The organism is Streptomyces sp. NBC_00459 (genome assembly GCF_036013955.1).
Taxonomy (GTDB): Bacteria; Actinomycetota; Actinomycetes; order Streptomycetales; family Streptomycetaceae; genus Streptomyces.
Window position 1 is genome coordinate 3,716,361 of sequence record NZ_CP107903.1, and the last position, 18,707, is coordinate 3,735,067.

Consider the following 18,707-nt stretch of genomic DNA (forward strand, 5'->3'; position numbering starts at 1 on the left):
GGAACGCGAGATACATGACGGTCAACGGCACAGACGACGTACTGATTGTCCACGGCGGCACCCCGCTGGAGGGCGAGATCCGTGTCCGCGGTGCGAAGAACCTCGTACCGAAGGCCATGGTCGCCGCCCTGCTGGGCAGTGCGCCAAGTCGACTGCGCAATGTCCCCGACATCCGTGACGTCCGTGTCGTGCGCGGGCTGCTCCAGCTGCACGGGGTGACGGTCCGTCCGGGCGAGGAGCCCGGCGAGCTGATCATGGACCCGTCGCACGTGGAGAGCGCCAACGTCGCCGACATCGACGCGCACGCGGGGTCGAGCCGTATCCCGATCCTCCTCTGTGGTCCGCTGCTGCACCGTCTCGGGCACGCGTTCATCCCGGGGCTCGGCGGCTGCGACATCGGCGGCCGGCCCATCGACTTCCACTTCGAGGTGCTGCGCCAGTTCGGCGCGACGATCGAGAAGCGGGCGGACGGGCAGTACCTGGAGGCTCCACAGCGGCTGCGCGGTACGAAGATCGCACTGCCGTACCCGTCCGTGGGCGCGACCGAGCAGGTCCTGCTGACCGCGGTGCTGGCGGAGGGCGTCACCGAACTGTCCAACGCGGCCGTGGAGCCCGAGATCGAGGACCTCATCTGCGTACTGCAGAAGATGGGCGCGATCATCGCCATGGACACCGACCGCACCATCCGGGTCACCGGCGTGGACTCGCTCGGCGGCTACACCCACGCGGCCCTCCCGGACCGTCTGGAGGCCGCGTCGTGGGCGTCGGCGGCGCTGGCGACCGAGGGCAACATCTATGTCCGCGGCGCCCAGCAGCGGTCGATGATGACGTTCCTGAACACCTACCGGAAGGTGGGCGGTGCCTTCGAGATCGACGACGAGGGCATCCGCTTCTGGCACCCCGGCGGCCAGCTGAAGTCGATCGCGCTGGAGACGGACGTACACCCCGGTTTCCAGACCGACTGGCAGCAGCCCCTGGTGGTCGCGCTGACGCAGGCGACCGGCCTGTCCATCGTCCACGAGACGGTGTACGAGTCCCGCCTCGGTTTCACCTCCGCGCTCAACCAGATGGGCGCACACATCCAGCTCTACCGCGAGTGCCTCGGCGGCTCCCACTGCCGCTTCGGGCAGCGCAACTTCCTCCATTCGGCCGTCGTGTCGGGCCCCACGCGCCTCCAGGGCGCCGACCTGGTCATCCCGGACCTCCGGGGCGGCTTCTCGTACCTCATCGCGGCCCTGGCCGCCCAGGGGACGTCCAGGGTGCACGGCATCGACCTGATCAACCGGGGCTACGAGAACTTCATGGAGAAGCTCGTGGAGCTGGGCGCGAAGGTGGAACTACCGGGCAAGGCACTCGGCTGACCACCGGCCCTCTCTCCACTCCCGCCCAGGCCCGTTCCGGGTCTCGGCTGGGGGTCCGGGGGTTATCCCCGGGAAGACACAGCATGGAGAAGCTCGTGGAGCTGGGCGCGAAGGTGGAACTACCGGGCAAGGCACTCGGCTGACCACCGGTCGTACGAACGCCGATGGGCGGTCACCCCGATTTGGGTGACCGCCCATCGGCGTCAACTGCAGCGCCCTGAAGGGGCGCGGGGAACTGCGCGACCAGCCACGACGGCCCCGCAGTCGCCCACGGCGCCAAGCCATGACGGCGAACAGGCGCCCTTACTTACCCTTGGCGGCTTCCTTGAGCTTGGAGCCCGCGGAGACCTTGACGCTGTAGCCGGCGGGGATGTCGATCGGCTCGCCCGTCTGCGGGTTGCGCGCGGTGCGAGCGGCACGGTGGGTGCGCTCGAAGGTCAGGAAGCCGGGGATGGTGACCTTCTCGTCGCCCTTGGCGACGATCTCACCGACGGTCTCGGCGAACGCGGCCAGAACGGCGTCGGCGTCCTTGCGGGTGACCTCGGCGCGGTCGGCCAGCGCGGCCACCAGCTCACTGCGGTTCATGTTGTTACTCCCGTGTTCTTCTTGCTGTTGAGGCGTGCCCCGCGGCGGAGCCACATGGGGGGCACAGCGAAGCCGATGCTGCCAGGGTCCTCGGTGGGTCCCCGGACCCGGGTCCGCCGTCGGACCCTCACGCCCGAAGACGCATCCTGCCCCCACCTGCGGCGGGAAAGCCAATCCGGCGCCCCTGGGGAGTCACACGAACACCCTTGGGAGTCACACGGACAGCGTGAGCGGCCGGGGCCGACAGGCTGAACCTGGCCGCCACCCTAGAGCCGCCCGGGGGCAGGACGCCCCCGACGCGCCGGTACGAGGGCCCGTGGTAACCGTCACATATACGGCACCGGGAACCGGGAACTACTCGGCCGCCGCCTTCGCGGCTTCCCGCACCGCACCCGCCACCGCGCCCGCGACCTTGTCGTTGAAGACGCTCGGCACGATGTAGTTCGGGTTCAGCTCGTCCTCGGTGACGACGTTCGCGAGTGCGGTCGCCGCCGCGAGCATCATCTCGGTGTTGACCGTGCGGGACTGCGCGTCCAGGAGACCGCGGAAGACGCCCGGGAAGACCAGCACGTTGTTGATCTGGTTCGGGAAGTCCGAGCGGCCGGTGGCCACGACAGCGGCCGTCTGACGGGCGATCGTCGGGTCGACCTCAGGGTCGGGGTTCGCAAGTGCGAACACAATCGCGCCCTCCGCCATCGCGGCCACGTCGTCGCCGTCGAGGACGTTCGGGGCCGAGACACCGATGAAGACGTCGGCGCCGCGCACGGCCTCCTTGAGGGTGCCGGTGAGGCCCTCCAGGTTGGTGTTGTCGGCGATCCAGCGCAGCGGGGAGTCCGGGGCCGCGTTCACCAGGTCCGCGCGGTCCGCGTGGACGACGCCCTGGATGTCGGCGACGACCGCCTGCTTGACGCCGGCCGCGATCAGCAGCTTGAGGATGGCCGTACCGGCCGCGCCGGCGCCGGACATGACGACCCGGATGTCACCGATCGCCTTGCCCGTGACGCGCAGGGCGTTGGTGAGGGCGGCGAGGACGACGATCGCGGTGCCGTGCTGGTCGTCGTGGAAGACGGGGATGTCCAGGGCCTCGCGGAGGCGGGCCTCGATCTCGAAGCAACGCGGGGCCGAGATGTCCTCGAGGTTGATGCCGGCGAAGCCCGGGGCGATCGCCTTGACGATCGCGACGATCTCGTCGGTGTCCTGGGTGTCCAGGCACAGCGGCCAGGCGTCGATGTCGGCGAAGCGCTTGAAGAGGGCCGCCTTGCCCTCCATGACCGGCATGGCGGCCATCGGGCCGATGTTGCCGAGGCCCAGGACGGCCGAGCCGTCCGTCACGACCGCGACGGTGTTGCGCTTGATGGTGAGGCGGCGGGCGTCCTCGGGGTTCTCGGCGATCGCCATGCACACACGGGCCACGCCCGGGGTGTAGATCATCGAGAGGTCGTCACGGTTGCGGATGGGGTGCTTGGACGCCATCTCGATCTTGCCACCGAGGTGCATGAGGAACGTACGGTCCGAGACCTTGCCGAGGCTGACGCCCTCGATGCCGCGGAGCTTCTGCACGATCTCGTCGGCGTGCGCGGTCGACGTCGCCGCGATGGTGACGTCGATGCGGAGCAGTTCGTGGCCGGAAGCGGTGACGTCGAGGCCGGTCACCGAGCCTCCGGAGGACTCCACGGCGGTGGTGATCTGAGAGACCGCGGTTCCGCTCGCGGGCACCTCCAACCGGACCGTGATCGAGTAGGAGACGCTGGGCGCCGTTGCCATGGCCGACTTCCTTCTGCTTTCACCCTGATGCTTGGTTTGCCGTCCGATCGTCGCACCTACCGCGGAGTAGCTGGTAGCGGGGCCTCGATTGCGAACGTTTTGTTCTCAATAAGTTCTTCGGGACACACGAAACAGAAGACGAAACAGAAGAGGTCCACGTCACTGGTGACGTGGACCTCTTCCGTACTTCTGCGTTCAGTGGCACCGACCCGCCATGCTCGCCTCGCGGCAAGTGGTCGCTCGTAGCGACGAAGGTTGGGCCCGGGGGCTTGGATCGAGCCGGTGCCACGTCAACGGTAACAAACGATCCCCGTAAGGCAATTCCCATCGGCCACTGTCTTTGCCTCAGTCTCGGAGAAGGTCCGGTACCCCCTGGGCATCGGGCTCGTCGCGGTCCGCCGAGACGACCGTGAGCTGCTGGGTGGCGCGGGTCAGCGCGACGTACAGGACGCGCAGGCCCGCCGGGCTCTCGTCGGCGATCTCCGCCGGGGAGACGACCACTGTGGCGTCGTACTCCAGGCCCTTGGCCTCCAGGCTGCCCAGGGCCACCACGCGGTCGCCCAGGCCCGCCAGCCAGCGGGCCGCCTCCTCGCGGCGGTTCATGGCCACGACGACGCCCACCGTGCCGTCGACGAGGTCGAGGAGCCGGGCGGACTCGTCACGGACCGACTGGGCCAGCGAACCCCGTACAGCCACGAACCTCGGTTCCACGCCCGTCGAGCGGACCGCCCTGGGGGACTCCGAGCCCGGCATCGCCAGGGCCAGGACCTTGGCCGCCAGTTCGGCGATCTCGGCCGGGTTGCGGTAGTTGACGGTGAGGGTGAAACGGCGGCGCGGGCGGCTGCCCAGGGCCTCGTCGCGGGCCTGGGCCGCCTCGTCGGGGTCGGACCAGGAGGACTGGGCCGGGTCGCCGACGACCGTCCAGGTGGCGTGCCGGCCTCGGCGGCCGACCATGCGCCACTGCATCGGGGTGAGGTCCTGGGCCTCGTCGACGATGACGTGGGCGTACTCGGTGCGTTCCTCGGCGAGCCGTTCGGCCCGTTCGCGCTGTGTCTCCTCCCGTACCGGCATCAGCTCTTCGAGGCCGCTGAGCTGGTCCAGGGGGTCCGCCTCGCGTCTCTTGCGGGGGCGGGCCGGGGCGCCGAGGATCGCGCCCAGCTCGTCCAGCATGGCCACGTCGTGGACCGAGAGGCCGTCGCGCTTGAGGGCGCGGGCGACCCGCCGGACCTCACCCGGGTTGAGGATGCGGCGGGCCCAGCGGCCGAGACGGCGTTCGTCGGACATGGCGGCGAGGACCGACGCGGGGGTCAGTTCGGGCCACCAGGCGTCCAGGAACGCGATGAAGTCGTCCTCGCTCGTGACGTCCTCGTCGAAGGAGGACCGCAGTTCCGCGGCCAGCTCCCGGTCCGTGTGGCGGCTCTGGGCGCCCGAGCGGGCCCACAGGGCGTCCAGGAGAAGCCTGCGGGCGCGGGGGCGCAGCAGGTTGACCGGGGCCGTGCCGCTGAGCGCCGACTCGCGGATGCGGGCCAGCTCGGGGGCCTCCAGTTCGATGCGGCGGCCGAAGGCGACGACCCGGAGACGGCTGGTCGACGTGGCCTGGTCGTTGTGCTCCAGGGCGCCTCGCGCGGCCTTCCGCAGCACCCCGAGCATGCGGTACGAGCCCTTGGCGCGGGCCACCGCCGGGGAGTCGTACAGGGTGGCCTCGGCGCCGTCGACGAGGGATCCGATGGCGCGGATGGCGACCTGGCCCTCCTCGCCGAGGGAGGGCAGGACGCCCTCCGTGTACGCCACGAGCAAGGGCGTGGGCGAGACGATCAGGATGCCGCCCGCGTACCGGCGCCGGTCCTGGTAGAGCAGGTAGGCGGCGCGGTGCAGGGCGACGGCCGTCTTGCCGGTGCCCGGGCCGCCCTCGACGTATGTCACCGAGGCGGCGGGGGCCCGGATCACCAGGTCCTGTTCGGCCTGGATGGACGACACGATGTCCCGCATGGTGTGGCTGCGGGCCTGGCCGAGGGCGGCCATCAGTGCGCCGTCGCCGATCACCGCGAGCTCCCGGCCGTCCAGGGACGCCTTCAGCTCGGGGCGCATCAGGTCGTCCTCGACGCCGAGGACCCGCCGGCCCTTGGAGCGGATGACGCGGCGGCGGACCACCCGGCCCGGGTCGACCGGGGTGGAGCGGTAGAAGGGCGCGGCTGCGGGTGCGCGCCAGTCGATGACGAGGGGCGAGTAGTCCTCGTCGAGGACGCCGATACGGCCGATGTGGAGGGTCTCGGCGATGTCGGCGGTGCCGTCGGGGCTGACGGCCCCTTCCGCGGCCTCCACGGCCGTGTAGGCGCCGTCCGGGCCCTTCTTGCCGTCCATGCCCCGCAGCAGGTCGATACGGCCGAAGAGGAAGTCCTCGAACTCGTTGTTCAGCCTGTTGAGGTGGATGCCGGCGCGGAACACCTGGGCGTCCCGTTCGGCGAGCGCGCCCGGGGTGCCGACCTGGCCTCGTTTGGCCGCGTCGTGCATGAGGAACTCGGCCTCGTTGATCTTCTCCTCAAGACGCCGGTACACCCGGTCCAGGTGTTCCTGTTCGACGCTGATCTCGCGGTCGCGGACGGAGTCCTGTACTGAGGAGTCCTCGACCGGTACGAGCGCCGTTTCCTGCTGAGCCTGAGCGGCCACCGGGCCCCCTTCTGACGTGCTGGGCAGCCGTCAACCGTACGCGAAAAAGAGGCCCTGATGCTACGAGTCCGCCCCAGGACACCGTACGAGTCTTCGTACGAGGCGTCCTGGGGCGGTCACGGAGCGATGGTGAAACAGGGGTGGAACGGGTGGTGGAGGGTCAGGCGTCGACCTCGACGAGCTTCTTGCCGGTGGAGTCGACAACCTCGTAGTGGTCGATCTCGTCGGTGCTGAAGGCCGTTCCTCCATGGATGAAGAGCGGGTTGCGGGCCGCTTCGGTCGTGGCGTCCTTGATGCCGTAACCGGCCGTCGGGACTGACCAGTTGGACATCGTCTCGCGCGAGCCGTCCTTGCCGACGGCGATCAGGGAGCACTTCAGCGGGCCCTTGACGCCACCCAGCTCCAGGACCGCGCTGACGCCCCAGGCCTTCGACTGCGTCGCCACGGTCGCGGTGACCTTGGTGCTGGGGTCGGTGGCGGAGACCCGGTCGTCCATGAGACCGAAGGCGTCCTTGGCGGAGCCGGTGACCTTCGTCGTCGTCACGGTCGGCGACGGAGTGGCCTGGCTGGCGGTTTCGCCGCCGGTCGTGGCGAACACCGCGGTCGGGCCGCCGATGATGAGGGCCGCCGCGGCGGCCACCATGTAGAAGCTGCGCCGACGCTTGCTCGCACGCCGTTCCGCGACCTCGTCGACCAGCCGCGTCGCGAGCTGTGGGCTCGGGCGGGCGGACAGCGACTCGCCGATGGCGGGAGATCCCTGGGCACCGGGCAGGTCCGCGAGAGCGGCCAGCATCGGTTCCATCCCGGCCAGCTCGTCGAGCTGCTGGGCGCACCACTCGCAACCGGCGAGGTGTGCCTCGAAGGCCGTGGCCTCCGCGTCGTCGAGGATGCCGAGGGCGTAGGCGCCTACGGTTTCGTGTTCGTTCGGGCCTTGGGAACCCTGCATTCCTCGCATGGAACCAGGACTACCCGCTCCGAACCCCCCGTAAATGCTCATGCCGTCACCCCCCGCTCCTCCAGTGCGAGCTTCATCGAACGCAGGGCATAGAAGACCCGTGAGCGCACCGTTCCGCTGGGTATGCCCAGCGTTTCGGCGGCTTCGTTCACGGTACGCCCCTTGAAATAGGTCTCGACCAGGACCTCCCGGTGGGCAGGGGTCAGGTCGTCCAGCGCGTCCGACAACGTCATCAGCCACAACGCCTTGTCGATCTCGTCCTCCGCGGGGATTACCTCCAGCGGCGACGGGTCCACCTCCTGCGGCCGGGCCTGCCGGCTGCGGTGGCCGTCGATGACGATGCGCCGGGCGACCGTCACCAGCCAGGGGCGTACCGAACCGGTTGCCCGATTGAGCTGACCGGCGTTCTTCCAGGCACGGATCAGCGTCTCCTGCACGACGTCCTCGGCTCGCTGCCGGTCACCGGCGACCAGCCTGAGGACGTATGCCAGCAGGGGCCCTGCGTGCTCTCGGTACAGCGCACGCATCAAGTCCTCGTCGGGTTCCGAGGGCTGGGACATGCGATGTCGGGCCCTCGGTGCTTGTTCATTGGCCACGACGGAATACTTGCGCACGCCCACCTCCGCTGTCCCGGGTTCTCCCGGTCGGTCGCTCCCCCCCAGGTACGGAAGTGGCATGCGGGATGTTCAACGCGTCACCACAACTTTCTTTATCTGGATGCGACGTCAGGGACAAGGGAGCACATTCCTGCCGCAAGTGCTTTACATTTTCGCCACACTGGCAAGATCGGGGCGATGCCCGCGGCGCGCCGACTGGAAACTCACGTGTAACCAAGGTCACTGCCGCCCTTGCGAGTTGGCAAGCCCGATTCCGCCCGAGAGGCGCCCTATGGGTGATCTGCGACCGGAATCCGCGCGTGGTCCACGCGCACGCCCGGAGGGTCTACGCGCGCGCCAGAGCCGCCCGCCGACGATGTCTCGCGACCCGCTCCCGGTTGCCGCAGATTTCACTGGAGCACCATCTGCGCCGTCGGCCCCGGGAGGTGTCGAGGTAGACGATCGAGCAGTTGTCGCCCTCGCACTGGCGCAGGCACGCGCGTGCCACGGGGTCGGTGAGCAGTTCGACGGCGTCCCGGGCGACCGCGCCCAGCAGGGCCGCGCAGTCGGGCGGCCCGTGCAACTCCCGTACGAGCGTGCCGTCCTCGGCGTGGACGGCACGAGGGGCCGGGGGCGCCGGGCGGGCGAGTTCGTTGAGGCGGGTGACGGCCCGGTCGAGGGGACGGGGGTCGGCGCCGGGGGTGCTGTGCACCAGCTCACCGGTCAACCGGCCGGTCAGGTCCCGCAGTTCGCGGAAGTGCGCGACCCAGGAGGCGTCGGCGTGGTGCAGGGGTGTGCCCGCCGGGACGAGTCCGGAAGCGGCGATCCAGGCGCGGAGCGGCTCGACGGCGCCGAGCCGTTCGTCGGGATGGGCGGTCGCCAGCAGATCCAGGCAGACCCGCCCGGCGTCGAAACGAAGCTCGTACGAGGCTGTGGCCACGGTCGTCTCCGATGCCATGTGCCTGTCACCGCCTAGGAGTCGCCACCGTGCGGAGCAGCCGGGATGCCGGTGGGATGCCAGTGAGGGGAGTCCGAGGAACCGTTCCCTCTACAGTGCCTGGCCGGTGTCGCGGCCGGAACCCCTTGTACGGCTCGCTCCGCGGGATGGGCGGTTTCTTCGTCCGCGGGCCGGTGGGGGTCGCTCCGCGGGACAGGCGGTTCCTCGACCGCGGGCCGGTGGGGGTCGCTCCGCGGGACAGGCGGTTCCTCCACCCCAGGCCCGTGGGGGTCGCTCCGCGGGACAGGCGGTTCCTCCACCCCAGGCCCGTGGGGGTCGCTCCGCGGGACAGGCGGTTCCTCGACCCCAGGCCCGTGGGGGTCGCTCCGCAGGACAGGCGGTTCCTCGACCACGGGTCCGTGGGGGTTGGTCGCGCAGTTTCCCGCGCCCCTGGCGGGCGCGTCGCGCCCGGGGCGTCAGTGGGGCTCGCCCTGTCAGGGGCACGGGACGGCCCCACCGGCCCGCGGACGAAACAACTACCCGTCGGAGTACTTCGCGTCCGCCGCCGGGTCCAGGGCGAGGCGGTAACCGCGTTTGACGACCGTCTGGATCAGTTTGGGCGCGCCCAGGGCGGTGCGCAGGCGGGCCATCGCCGTCTCCACGGCGTGCTCGTCGCGGCCGGCTCCGGGCAGCGCGCGCAGCAGTTCGGCGCGGGCGACGACCCACCCCGGCCGCCGGGACAGCGCCCTCATCAGGGACATCCCGGCCGGCGGTACGGGCCGCAGCACGCCGTCGACGATGACGGCGTGCCCGCGGATCTCGACCCGGTGCCCGGCGATCGGCAACGCCCGTGCCCGGGCCGGGAGTTCCTGGCAGAGGAGCTGTACGAGGGGGCCGAGCCGGAAGCGTTCCGGGGACACCGTGTCGACGCCGTGGGCCTGGAGCGGCAGCGCGGTGACCGGGCCGACGCAGGCGGGGAGGACGTCGTGGTGGAGGGCGGCGAGGAGTTCGGGGAGCAGGCCCCGTTCCTCGGCGCGGGAGAGAAGGGACGCGGCGGCGGGGGCGCTGGTGAAGGTGAGCGCGTCCAGGCCGCGCGAGACGGTGGAGTCGAGGAGCCGGTCGACGGGGCCGATGTCCTCCGGTGGCATCCACCGGTAGACGGGCACACCGACGACCTCGGCGCCCGCCGCCCGCAGCGACTCCACGAAGCCGGGCAGGGGCTCGCCGTGCAGCTGGATGGCGATACGGCGCCCGTCGACGCCCTCCTCCAGAAGCCGGTCGAGCACCTCGGCCATGGACTCGGAGGAGGGCGACCACTCCTCCTTGAGCCCGGCGGCCCGGACGGACCCCTTGACCTTGGGCCCGCGCGCCAGCAGTTCCACGCCGCCGAGACAGGCGAGCAGGTCCTCCCCGAGCCCCCAGCCGTCGGCGGCCTCGATCCAGCCCCGGAAGCCGATGGCGGTGGTGGCGACGACGATGTCCGGCGCCTGCCCGATCAACTGCTTGGTGGCCGCGAGCAGCTCGCTGTCGTCGGCGAGCTGCACGATCCGCAGGGCGGGCGCGTGGACCACGGCGGCACCCCGCCGCTGGAGAAGTGTCCCGAGTTCGTCGGCCCGACGCGCGGCCGTGACACCCACGGTGAACCCCGCGAGGGGGCCGTGGTCGGGAGGCCCGTTCTCCGGTTGTGCCGGTCGCTGCTGTTCGTCGTACATGGCTCTCGTCCCGCAGTCGGGTCACGTCTGCACAAGCGTGCCGAACGAGCCTGTCAACAGCGCGTGACAGGCTCGGTTCGACTTCATGTCGCTGGTGTTACTTAAGCCGCTTTGGGCGAAGGTCACACCTCGGCGTAGCTGAGCTGGGGCTTCGCTTCGGAGGAGGCGGTTTCCGTGGCTTGTACACCCGCCGGGCGGCGAAGGTATACGGCCCAGGTGACCAGGAAGCAGAGCCCGTAGAAGGCGAGGAAGGCGACGAAGGCTCCGGTGCCGGAACCGACGCTCAGGAAGGACTGGCGGAAGGCGAGGTTGATACCGAGGCCGCCGAGCGCGCCCACCGCGCCGATGATGCCCATGGTGGCACCGGAGAGCCGGCGCCCGTACGCGGCGGCCTCCTCGCCCTCAAGCCCCTTGGCGAGCGCCTTGGCCTGGAAGATGCCGGGGATCATCTTGAAGGTGGAGCCGTTGCCGAGGCCGCTGAGGACGAAGAGCACGATGAACGCGACGGTGAACAGCGGCAGCGACTTCTGCATGGAGGCCATGACGATGACACCGGTGGCGCCTGCCATGGCGACGTAGTTCCACAGGGTGATCTTCGCGCCGCCGTACTTGTCCGCGAGGGCACCGCCGATGGGCCGGATCAGCGAGCCGAGCAGCGGGCCGATGAAGGTGACGTACGCGGACTGGAGCGGCGTACGCCCGAACTGGGTCTGGAGGACCAGGCCGAAGGCGAAGCTGTAGCCGATGAACGACCCGAACGTCCCGATGTAGAGGAACGACATGATCCAGGTGTGCGCGTCCTTGACGGCTTCCTTGGCGGCGCCCGTGTCGTTCTTCAGGTGCGCGATGTTGTCCATCTTGACCGCGGCGAGGACGGCGGCGATCAGGATGAGCGGGATGTAGATCCCCAGGAGCACCCGCGGCCCGCCGCTCGCGCCGATGACCGCGAGGCCGATGAGCTGCACGACCGGGACACCGATGTTGCCGCCGCCGGCGTTGAGCCCGAGAGCCCACCCCTTTTTCCTGAGCGGGAAGAAGGCGTTGATGTTGGTCATGCTGGAGGCGAAGTTGCCGCCGCCGATACCGGCGAGCATGGCGCAGGCGAGGAACGTGTTGAACGACGTCCCCGGTTCCATGACGACGAACGCCGCGATCGTCGGGATGAGCAGGAGCGACGCGGAGACGATGGTCCAGTTCCGGCCACCGAAGAGGGCTACGGCGAAGGTGTAGGGGACGCGGACGACGGCGCCGACGGCCGTGGCCATCGACACGATGAAGAACTTGTCGGCCGGGGTGAGCCCGTACTCCGGTCCCATGAACAGCACCATCACGGACCACAGCGTCCAGATGGAGAAGCCGATGTGCTCGGAGAGCACGGAGAAGAACAGGTTGCGGCGGGCGACCTTCTCGCCGGTCGCGTTCCAGAAGGCCTCGTCCTCGGGATCCCAGTGCTCGATCCAGCGGCCTCCCCTGCCGGGTGCGGGGGCTGAACTAGGGGCTGTCATGACGCCTCCACGGTGGTCCGGGGCTCGGGTGGTTCTTTTTTGGGGTGCTGAGCGGTGATGAGTCCCGAAGGTAGGCAGAGCGCGTTTCCGCCCTGTGGCTGTGGGTGACCGGAAGGGAACTTTGCTCTCACCCCGCGAGGAGGTGGGATGAGAGGTTACGCAGACGCAGGTAACGGCCAGGGCACGGCGGTGCCTCTTGGGGTACCGCGGGGTGGCTCCGTGAGTACGCGTACTCAGGACGACTGAGTCTCTCGGCTCTCACACGGCCGGTCCCTGTTCTCGACGATGAAGCGCCCGGTCCGCGTCGAGAGAGGTACCCATGCGTCGTGATCTGCAGTTGCGCGTTGCCACACCGGAGGATCTGGAGTGGGTCCACGAACTGCGTCATCGGGTGTACGCACAGGAGCTGGGCCAGCACGCGCCGGACCCGACCGGGCGGCTCAGCGACGGGCTGGACGGCGACAACGTCTACCTGGTCGCGGCGCGAGGGGCGGTCCGCATCGGTTTCGTCAGTCTGACTCCGCCTTGGCCGGGACGGTACGCACTCGACAAGTACCTCACCCGTGACGAGTTGCCGCTGCTGACCGAGGCCGGTCTGTTCGAGGTGCGCATCCTCACCGTCGAGCCGCGCTGGCGGGCGTCGGCGGCAGCACCACTGCTGATGTACGCGGCGCTGCGCTGGATCGCCTCCAGGGGCGGTCGCCGGATGGTGGCGATGGGGCGGACCGAACTGCTCGACATGTACCTGGCCGCCGGTCTGCGCCCGGTGGGCCGTACCGTCCGCAGCGGTGCGCTGACGTTCGAGGTGCTGACCGGGAACGTGACCGAGCTGTCGAAGGCCACGATGGACCGTTACCGCACCACCCTGGAGCGGCTGCGGTCCGAGGTGGACTGGCGGCTGGACATGCCGTTCGCGCCCCGACCGGACGGCTGCGAGCACGGCGGCGCCTCGTTCACCGCCATCGGCACGGACTTCCGCAACCTGCACCGGCGGCACCGGGTTGTCGCGGCCGACGTACTGGACGCCTGGTTCCCGCCGGCCCCCGGGGTGCGTGCGGCGCTCGCGGAGGATCCGGGCTGGGCCGCCCGGACCTCGCCGCCGACCGGCGCCGAGGGTCTGCTGGCGGAGATCGCCGCGGCCCGGGGGCTGCCGGAGGAGACGCTCACGGTCGGCGCCGGTTCCTCCGACCTGATCTTCCGGGCGTTCGGCCAGTGGCTGACCCCGGAGAGCCGGGTGCTTCTGATGGATCCGGGATACGGCGAGTACGCCCACGTCACGGAGCGGGTGATCGGATGCCGGGTGGACCGGTTCCGGCTGCGCCGCGAGGACGGCTGGCGGATCGATCCGGCCCGGCTGGCGGCAGCCGTCGGGTCCGGTCGCTACGACCTCGTGGTGGTGGTCAACCCCAACAACCCGACCGGCCGCCATGCGCCGGCCGCGGAGTTGCGCTCGTTGATCGCCGCCGCCCCGGCTCGAACCCGCTGGTGGATCGACGAGGCGTACCTCGGCTATGTCGACCTGGCCGAATCGCTCGCCGACCTGGCCGTCACGGACCCGCGGGTGGTGGTGTGCACCTCGCTCTCCAAGATGTACGCGCTGTCCGGCGTGCGGGCCGCGTACCTGGTGGCCGAGCCGGTCACCGCGGCGCGGCTGCGCCGGTGGACGCCACCCTGGCCGGTCGGTCTCCCCGCGCAGCTGGCGGCGGTGGCGGCCCTGCGCGACCCGGCGTACTACACCGGCTGCTGGCTTCGCACCCACGCGCTGCGCCGACGGCTGGCCGCCGACCTGGCCGGGCTGGACGAGGCCGTCGTGGTCGAGGAGGGCGTGGCGAACTTCCTCAACGTGACCCTGCCGTACGGCGGGCCGAGTGCCGCGCAGGTGGTCGCCGAGTGCCGCCGCCACGACGTGTATCTGCGCGACCTGTCGCCGTTGTCGCCGGAGTACCAGGGGCGCACCGTGCGGATCGCGGTCAGGGACACCGTCGAGAACGCGCGCATCGTGGCCGCCTTTCGGGCCGCGCTGGAGGTACTGCTGCCCGGTTCGGCCTCGCTGGTCTCTCCGGTCGAGGGCGTTCCGGCCGCCGGATCCGCCCGGTGATCACCGTGGCCTCCCTGACGCCCTGTCTTGGCGGGGCGCTGGCGCTGGGCGGCGTCGCGGTGGCGGCGTCCCGGCGCCGTGAGCTGATGGTCCGGTGGTGCGCCTGGGCCGTTGGGGTGCCGCTGGTCACCGGTGCGTTCTGGTGGGGCCGCCCGGGCGCCGCGGTCCTCGCCGTCGTGGTCGGGGTGATCGCGGTGATCGAGTTCGGCGGGCTGATGCGGCTGGGCCGGTTGGACCGGGTGGTGCTGGCCGCGGCGGTGACGGGCGTGGTGCTGGCCGCCTGGCTGGCGCCCGGACAGGTGCTCCGGGTGGTCGCGATCGGGGCACTCGCCGTGGCCGCGGTGCCGCTCCTGGCAGGCGACGCCGACCACGGCCTGCGCCGACTCTGTTCAGGCCTGCTCGGGCTGGCCTGGCTCAGCGTGCTGGCCGCACTGGTGCCGCTCGGGGCGAGCGCGCTCGCGCTGTTCATGGCCGTCTCGATCGCCGACATCGTGGCGTACTTCGCCGGTCGGGGTCTGGGCGGACCGCGCCTGTCGCCGCTGTCACCGGCCAAACGGTGGAGCGGGACCCTGGCAGGGGCCGCGGCCGGTCTCGGCGTGCTCGCCGCACTGTCCGCGCTGACCTGGCCGATGACGGCGGCGGTGGCGGTCGGCGGCCCGGCCGGAGACCTTCTCGAGTCCATGGTCAAGAGAGGGGCACAGGTGAAGGACACCGGCCGCTGGCTGCCCGGCTCCGGCGGCCTGCTGGACCGGATCGACTCACTGCTCGTCGCCCTGGCCGTCCTGCTGCTCCTGCGCTGACCGGGAAACCCGGCACCCACCGAGGTGCCGGGTCGTCCCACTCCCCGTCGCTCAGCCCCGCCGTCGTCCTCCCGCACGCTTCGCCCCGTCCGGCCACAGCCGTGGGCTCCGCTTGGCCGCCACGTCCTCGATCCAGCCCAGTGCCAGTATCGTCAGGCCGATCAGAGGCCAGACCAGGACGAACATCCACAGGTTGTACGTCGTGTCCAGCGCGGACACCATCCCCTCCGTCATGAACGGGAGTTCGTACAGGCGGTCGATCAGCGGGACCGTGGCCATGATCAGGAGGTTGTGCCAGAGATAGATCGTGACCGCCCGGTTGTTGGAGAGCGTGACCAGCCGGTCCCACTTCGCCAGGCGCCCCGGCAGCTCCTGCCACGACGGGGAGTACTGGAGCAGGATCACCACGAATCCGAACGACCACATCGCCTGGGCCAGCGGGATGTCGTTGAGGTCCCAGCCGTCGGGACCCTTGTGGCCCGAGGCCCACCAGATGCCGAAGGCCATGAGCAGGGCCGCGCACGACACGGACACATAGCGCGGGACCTTCTTCAGCAGGCCCTCGTGGTGGGCGAAGCCCAGCACCCAGCAGCCGCCGTACACCGCGAAGTCGGTCACCGCGTTGCCCGTCTCACCGGGGATGGTGACAACTCCCGTACCGACGATCGCCGTCAGGGCCAGTGGGGCGAGCAGTGTCGGCCACGGGAACCGGCGGAACGCCCACAGCAGCAGCGGCGACGCGATCACGAACCACAGATAGGCCCGCAGGTACCAGAGGGGGCCCGCGGCCTGGACCGCCCAGGTGTTCTCCAGGAGTCCGGACTGGGAGCCGATGCTCCACGGGTAGGGCGGGGCGCCGATCGGGATGAGGTAGTTCAGCAGTTCGACCAGGCCCCAGGTGCCGCCGTGGTCGGGGTCCTTCGCCGGGTTCCAGCCGCCGAGGAACATCAGCGCAAGCGCCACCGCGCTGAACGCCCACAGCGGGGGCAGCAGGCGCCGGATCCGGCCCCGGATCACCCCGAGCGCCGGGCGCTTCAGGGAGCGCGCCATCAGGGAGCCGGCCAGCGCGAACATCACGCCCATGGACGGGAACAGCACGGTCAGCCAGGCCCAGCCGAACAGGTGGTACACCACGACCCGGACCAGGGCGATGGTGCGGAGCAGGTCGAGATAGCGGTCACGTCCCGGCTTCTTCGCCGGGGCCTCGGTGACCGCTTCCTCGGGCACCGGCTGCTGCGGCACGCCGTACGGGGGTGTGCCGGTCTCGTCGTACGGCGTCGTGGCCGCCGTATGTCGCTCGGTCATGCCACGGGCCTCCGGTCGGCGCTGCCGCTCGTCCGGGCGGCCGGTACGGCGTCCGGCGCCGACCCGACGACGCCGGTGCGCCGCAGCTTCTGCCAGCGCAGCCGGCCGCCGGTGAGCGCGGTGATCCAGGACTGGAGCAGGACGACGTACATGAGCTGGCGGTACAGGATCTGTTGCAGGGGGAGGGAGATGAGGTGGGTCATCTTCTCTCTGTCGAGGCGGAACGCGTAGGCCGCGCAGATCAGTTGGATGGCGAGGACGCCCAGCCACGCGAAGACGGTCTTCTCCGTCGGGCCGAACACCAGCCCGTACAGAAGGAACACGTCGATCAGGGGGGCCAACAGCGGCGCCACCACCATGAACAGGGACACGAAGGGCAGGCCCACGCGGCCGAAGCGGCCCGACGGGCCCCGTTCGATCACGGAGCGGCGGTGCTTCCAGATCGCCTGCATGGTGCCGTACGACCAGCGGTAGCGCTGGGACCACAGCTGCTGGACGGATTCCGGGGCCTCGGTCCAGGCGCGGGCGTTCTCCGCGTACACGACCCGCCAGCCGTCGCGGTGCAGTGCCATGGTGATGTCGGTGTCCTCGGCGAGCGTGTCGTCGCTCATCCCGCCGACCCGCTTCAGGGCCGACCGGCGGAACGCGCCCACCGCGCCGGGGATCGTCGGCATGCAGCCCAGGACGTCGTACATCCGGCGGTCCAGGTTGAAGCCCATCACGTACTCGATGTGCTGCCAGGCGCCGATCAGGGAGTCCTTGTTGCCGACCTTGGCGTTGCCGGCGACGGCGCCGACGCGCGGGTCGCCGAAGGGCTGGACGAGTTCGCCGACGGTGCCGGGCTCGAAGACCGTGTCGCCGTCCATCATCACGATCAGGTTGTAACGGGCGTTCGCCACACCCCTGTTGAGGGCGGCGGGCTTGCCCGCGTTGAGCTGGCGCACGACGCGTACGTTCGGCAGGCCCATGTTCTCGACGATGCGGGCCGTGCCGTCGCTCGACCCGTCGTCGATGACGAGCACCTCGATGGGATGCTCGCTCCGCATCAGTGAACGCACGGTGGCCTCGATGCACTTGGCCTCGTTGTACGCCGGGACGAGCACCGACACCGGTTCGGTGATCGGCGGGCCCCAGCTGAAGTCGGGGCGCCGGGTGCGGCGGGCGTGGAGGACGGAGAGCAGCAGCATCAGGCCGAACCGGGCGAACACGAGGACACCGATGATCGCGAGGCAGACCACCAGTACGCCGGTGATCCCGTCGGAGGCCCGGACCAGGAAGGTCCACGCCTGGCCCTTCGCCAGTTCGACGCCGGCGACCGGCGTGTGCGCGCTGGGCGCGTCGAGGGCCTCGGTGAGGTTCTGGAACGCGTATCCCCGCTTCTTCATGTCGGGCAGGAAGCGGTCGAGGGCCTCTACGGTCTGGTGGCGGTCGCCGCCGGAGTCGTGCATGAGGACGATCGCGCCCTTGCCGCCCTTGGGGGTGGCCTGGCGGATGATCGCGTCGACGCCCGGCTTGCGCCAGTCCTCGCTGTCCGTGTTGTTGACGACGGTGATGTAGCCGCGCTTGCCGATGTACTCCGTGACCGGCCACGACTTGTTGTCCATGGCGTCGGCGAAGGAGGAGTACGGCGGCCGGAACAGCGAGGTACGGATGCCCGCCGCACCGGCGAGCGCCAGCTGGTTCTGGGACAGCTCCCAGTCGATTCGTTTCTTCGACTGGAAGGAGAGGTCGGGGTGGTTGAAGGTGTGCAGTCCCACCTCGTGGCCCTCGTCGACCATGCGCCGTACGAGTTCCGGGTAGCGCGAGGCCATGGTGCCGGTGACGAAGAAGACCGCGTGCGCGCGGTGCTCCTTGAGGACGTCCAGGACCTTGGGGGTCCACTTCGGGTCCGGGCCGTCGTCGAACGTGAGGACGAGTCGGTGGTCGGGCATCCGCAGGCTGGTGGTCTGGCCGCTTCTGGTGTCGATGACCGGGCCGCCCTCCAGGATCTTCTCCGGCACCCGGTCGGCGGAGGCCTCGGTCTGGATGCGGTGGTCGGCGAGGATTTCGCTGTGCACGTACCCGCGCAGCATCAGCATCGCCATCAGGGCGACCAGGATGAGCGAGGGAAGCAGCAGGCGCATGGGCAGCCGTCGGCGCCGGGCGGCGCCCCCGGCGCCGTTCCGGGCGCCGTGGCGGCGGGTGCGGGATGCCATCAGAGGTGGTTCTCCGGGGACGAGGAGATCAGAACAGGGTCGACAGGGACAGCGGATGTTCTGCTGGGCGGGGTGAGCGGGGCGCCGATGGCGCCGGGGTCACTCGGTGCGGCCGGGCTCGCGGCGGTCGGGGCCGGGTCGCCCGGACCGTCGGCGACCGTGCCGGTGCCACCGTCGGTGGCGGCCGGCGAGCGGGCCGACCGGATGCCGGCGCCGCCATGTGCCAT

Annotated in this window: 14 protein-coding genes; 3 read left to right on the forward strand and 11 right to left on the reverse strand. The window is 70.5% G+C overall.

Annotated features, from left to right (window positions below; all coding sequences use genetic code 11):
* Positions 1 to 14: 14 nt before the first annotated feature.
* Positions 15 to 1,361 (forward strand): UDP-N-acetylglucosamine 1-carboxyvinyltransferase, encoded by a 1,347-nt coding sequence (gene murA, locus OHN74_RS16085; RefSeq protein WP_327695242.1) that lies wholly within the window; start codon positions 15 to 17, stop codon positions 1,359 to 1,361.
* A gap of 303 nt (positions 1,362 to 1,664) precedes the next feature.
* On the opposite strand, the gene OHN74_RS16090 is transcribed toward murA, so the two are convergent.
* The 8 genes from OHN74_RS16090 to OHN74_RS16125 form a co-directional block, all read right to left on the reverse strand.
* Positions 1,665 to 1,946, reverse strand: a complete 282-nt coding sequence (locus tag OHN74_RS16090; protein WP_161701580.1) for an HU family DNA-binding protein — start codon at positions 1,944 to 1,946, stop codon at positions 1,665 to 1,667.
* Between the two features lie 354 nt (positions 1,947 to 2,300).
* Positions 2,301 to 3,710: an NAD-dependent malic enzyme gene (locus OHN74_RS16095; RefSeq protein WP_327695243.1), complete on the reverse strand. Its 1,410-nt coding sequence runs from the start codon at positions 3,708 to 3,710 to the stop codon at positions 2,301 to 2,303.
* A 345-nt stretch (positions 3,711 to 4,055) separates the two neighbouring features.
* A complete protein-coding gene (locus OHN74_RS16100) occupies positions 4,056 to 6,377 on the reverse strand; it encodes a HelD family protein (protein WP_327695244.1) in 2,322 nt (773 codons plus the stop codon).
* A 160-nt stretch (positions 6,378 to 6,537) separates the two neighbouring features.
* Entirely contained in the window at positions 6,538 to 7,323 is a 786-nt protein-coding gene (locus tag OHN74_RS16105) for an anti-sigma factor family protein (RefSeq protein WP_327695245.1), read from the reverse strand.
* Between the two features lie 47 nt (positions 7,324 to 7,370).
* Entirely contained in the window at positions 7,371 to 7,892 is a 522-nt protein-coding gene (locus tag OHN74_RS16110; protein ID WP_044471680.1) for a sigma-70 family RNA polymerase sigma factor, read from the reverse strand.
* A 382-nt stretch (positions 7,893 to 8,274) separates the two neighbouring features.
* Positions 8,275 to 8,886: a CGNR zinc finger domain-containing protein gene (locus OHN74_RS16115; RefSeq protein ID WP_327695246.1), complete on the reverse strand. Its 612-nt coding sequence runs from the start codon at positions 8,884 to 8,886 to the stop codon at positions 8,275 to 8,277.
* Between the two features lie 515 nt (positions 8,887 to 9,401).
* Complete coding sequence (locus OHN74_RS16120; protein ID WP_327695247.1) at positions 9,402 to 10,577, reverse strand: uroporphyrinogen-III synthase; 1,176 nt, start codon at positions 10,575 to 10,577, stop codon at positions 9,402 to 9,404.
* Between the two features lie 122 nt (positions 10,578 to 10,699).
* Positions 10,700 to 12,082, reverse strand: a complete 1,383-nt coding sequence (locus OHN74_RS16125; protein ID WP_327695248.1) for a nitrate/nitrite transporter — start codon at positions 12,080 to 12,082, stop codon at positions 10,700 to 10,702.
* Positions 12,083 to 12,401: 319 nt separating this feature from the next.
* Between OHN74_RS16125 and OHN74_RS16130 the strand changes: the two genes are divergently transcribed.
* Both OHN74_RS16130 and OHN74_RS16135 read left to right on the forward strand, forming a co-directional pair.
* Positions 12,402 to 14,180: a histidinol-phosphate aminotransferase family protein gene (locus OHN74_RS16130; protein WP_327695249.1), complete on the forward strand. Its 1,779-nt coding sequence runs from the start codon at positions 12,402 to 12,404 to the stop codon at positions 14,178 to 14,180.
* Positions 14,177 to 14,980, forward strand: a complete 804-nt coding sequence (locus tag OHN74_RS16135; RefSeq protein WP_327695250.1) for a phosphatidate cytidylyltransferase — start codon at positions 14,177 to 14,179, stop codon at positions 14,978 to 14,980. The genes OHN74_RS16130 and OHN74_RS16135 overlap by 4 nt, the downstream gene beginning before the upstream one ends.
* Before the next feature lie 51 nt (positions 14,981 to 15,031).
* On the opposite strand, the gene OHN74_RS16140 is transcribed toward OHN74_RS16135, so the two are convergent.
* Genes OHN74_RS16140 through OHN74_RS16150 form a run of 3 tightly spaced genes read right to left on the reverse strand, consistent with a single transcriptional unit; the run spans position 15,032 to position 18,707 of the window.
* Positions 15,032 to 16,285, reverse strand: coding sequence for an acyltransferase family protein (locus OHN74_RS16140; protein ID WP_327695251.1), 1,254 nt, complete (start codon positions 16,283 to 16,285; stop codon positions 15,032 to 15,034).
* Positions 16,282 to 18,480 (reverse strand): polysaccharide deacetylase family protein, encoded by a 2,199-nt coding sequence (locus tag OHN74_RS16145; RefSeq protein WP_327695252.1) that lies wholly within the window; start codon positions 18,478 to 18,480, stop codon positions 16,282 to 16,284. Before OHN74_RS16145 ends, OHN74_RS16140 begins: the two co-directional genes overlap by 4 nt.
* The gene (locus OHN74_RS16150) at positions 18,480 to 18,707 is read right to left on the reverse strand and encodes a hypothetical protein (protein ID WP_327695253.1); all 228 of its coding nucleotides are present in this window, start codon (positions 18,705 to 18,707) and stop codon (positions 18,480 to 18,482) included. The genes OHN74_RS16145 and OHN74_RS16150 overlap by 1 nt, the downstream gene beginning before the upstream one ends.

Bases quoted from the DNA above. Each gene is read 5' to 3' on its own strand.
- OHN74_RS16120 (WP_327695247.1), bottom strand. From the start codon at position 10,577: ATGTACGACGAACAGCAGCGACCGGCACAACCGGAGAACGGGCCTCCC.
- OHN74_RS16115 (WP_327695246.1), bottom strand. From the start codon at position 8,886: ATGGCATCGGAGACGACCGTGGCCACAGCCTCGTACGAGCTTCGTTTC.
- OHN74_RS16105 (WP_327695245.1), bottom strand. From the start codon at position 7,323: ATGCAGGGTTCCCAAGGCCCGAACGAACACGAAACCGTAGGCGCCTAC.
- OHN74_RS16095 (WP_327695243.1), bottom strand. From the start codon at position 3,710: ATGGCAACGGCGCCCAGCGTCTCCTACTCGATCACGGTCCGGTTGGAG.
- OHN74_RS16145 (WP_327695252.1), bottom strand. From the start codon at position 18,480: ATGGCATCCCGCACCCGCCGCCACGGCGCCCGGAACGGCGCCGGGGGC.
- OHN74_RS16150 (WP_327695253.1), bottom strand. From the start codon at position 18,707: ATGGCACATGGCGGCGCCGGCATCCGGTCGGCCCGCTCGCCGGCCGCC.
- OHN74_RS16110 (WP_044471680.1), bottom strand. From the start codon at position 7,892: ATGTCCCAGCCCTCGGAACCCGACGAGGACTTGATGCGTGCGCTGTAC.
- OHN74_RS16130 (WP_327695249.1), top strand. From the start codon at position 12,402: ATGCGTCGTGATCTGCAGTTGCGCGTTGCCACACCGGAGGATCTGGAG.
- murA (WP_327695242.1), top strand. From the start codon at position 15: ATGACGGTCAACGGCACAGACGACGTACTGATTGTCCACGGCGGCACC.
- OHN74_RS16140 (WP_327695251.1), bottom strand. From the start codon at position 16,285: ATGACCGAGCGACATACGGCGGCCACGACGCCGTACGACGAGACCGGC.
- OHN74_RS16125 (WP_327695248.1), bottom strand. From the start codon at position 12,082: ATGACAGCCCCTAGTTCAGCCCCCGCACCCGGCAGGGGAGGCCGCTGG.
- OHN74_RS16090 (WP_161701580.1), bottom strand. From the start codon at position 1,946: ATGAACCGCAGTGAGCTGGTGGCCGCGCTGGCCGACCGCGCCGAGGTC.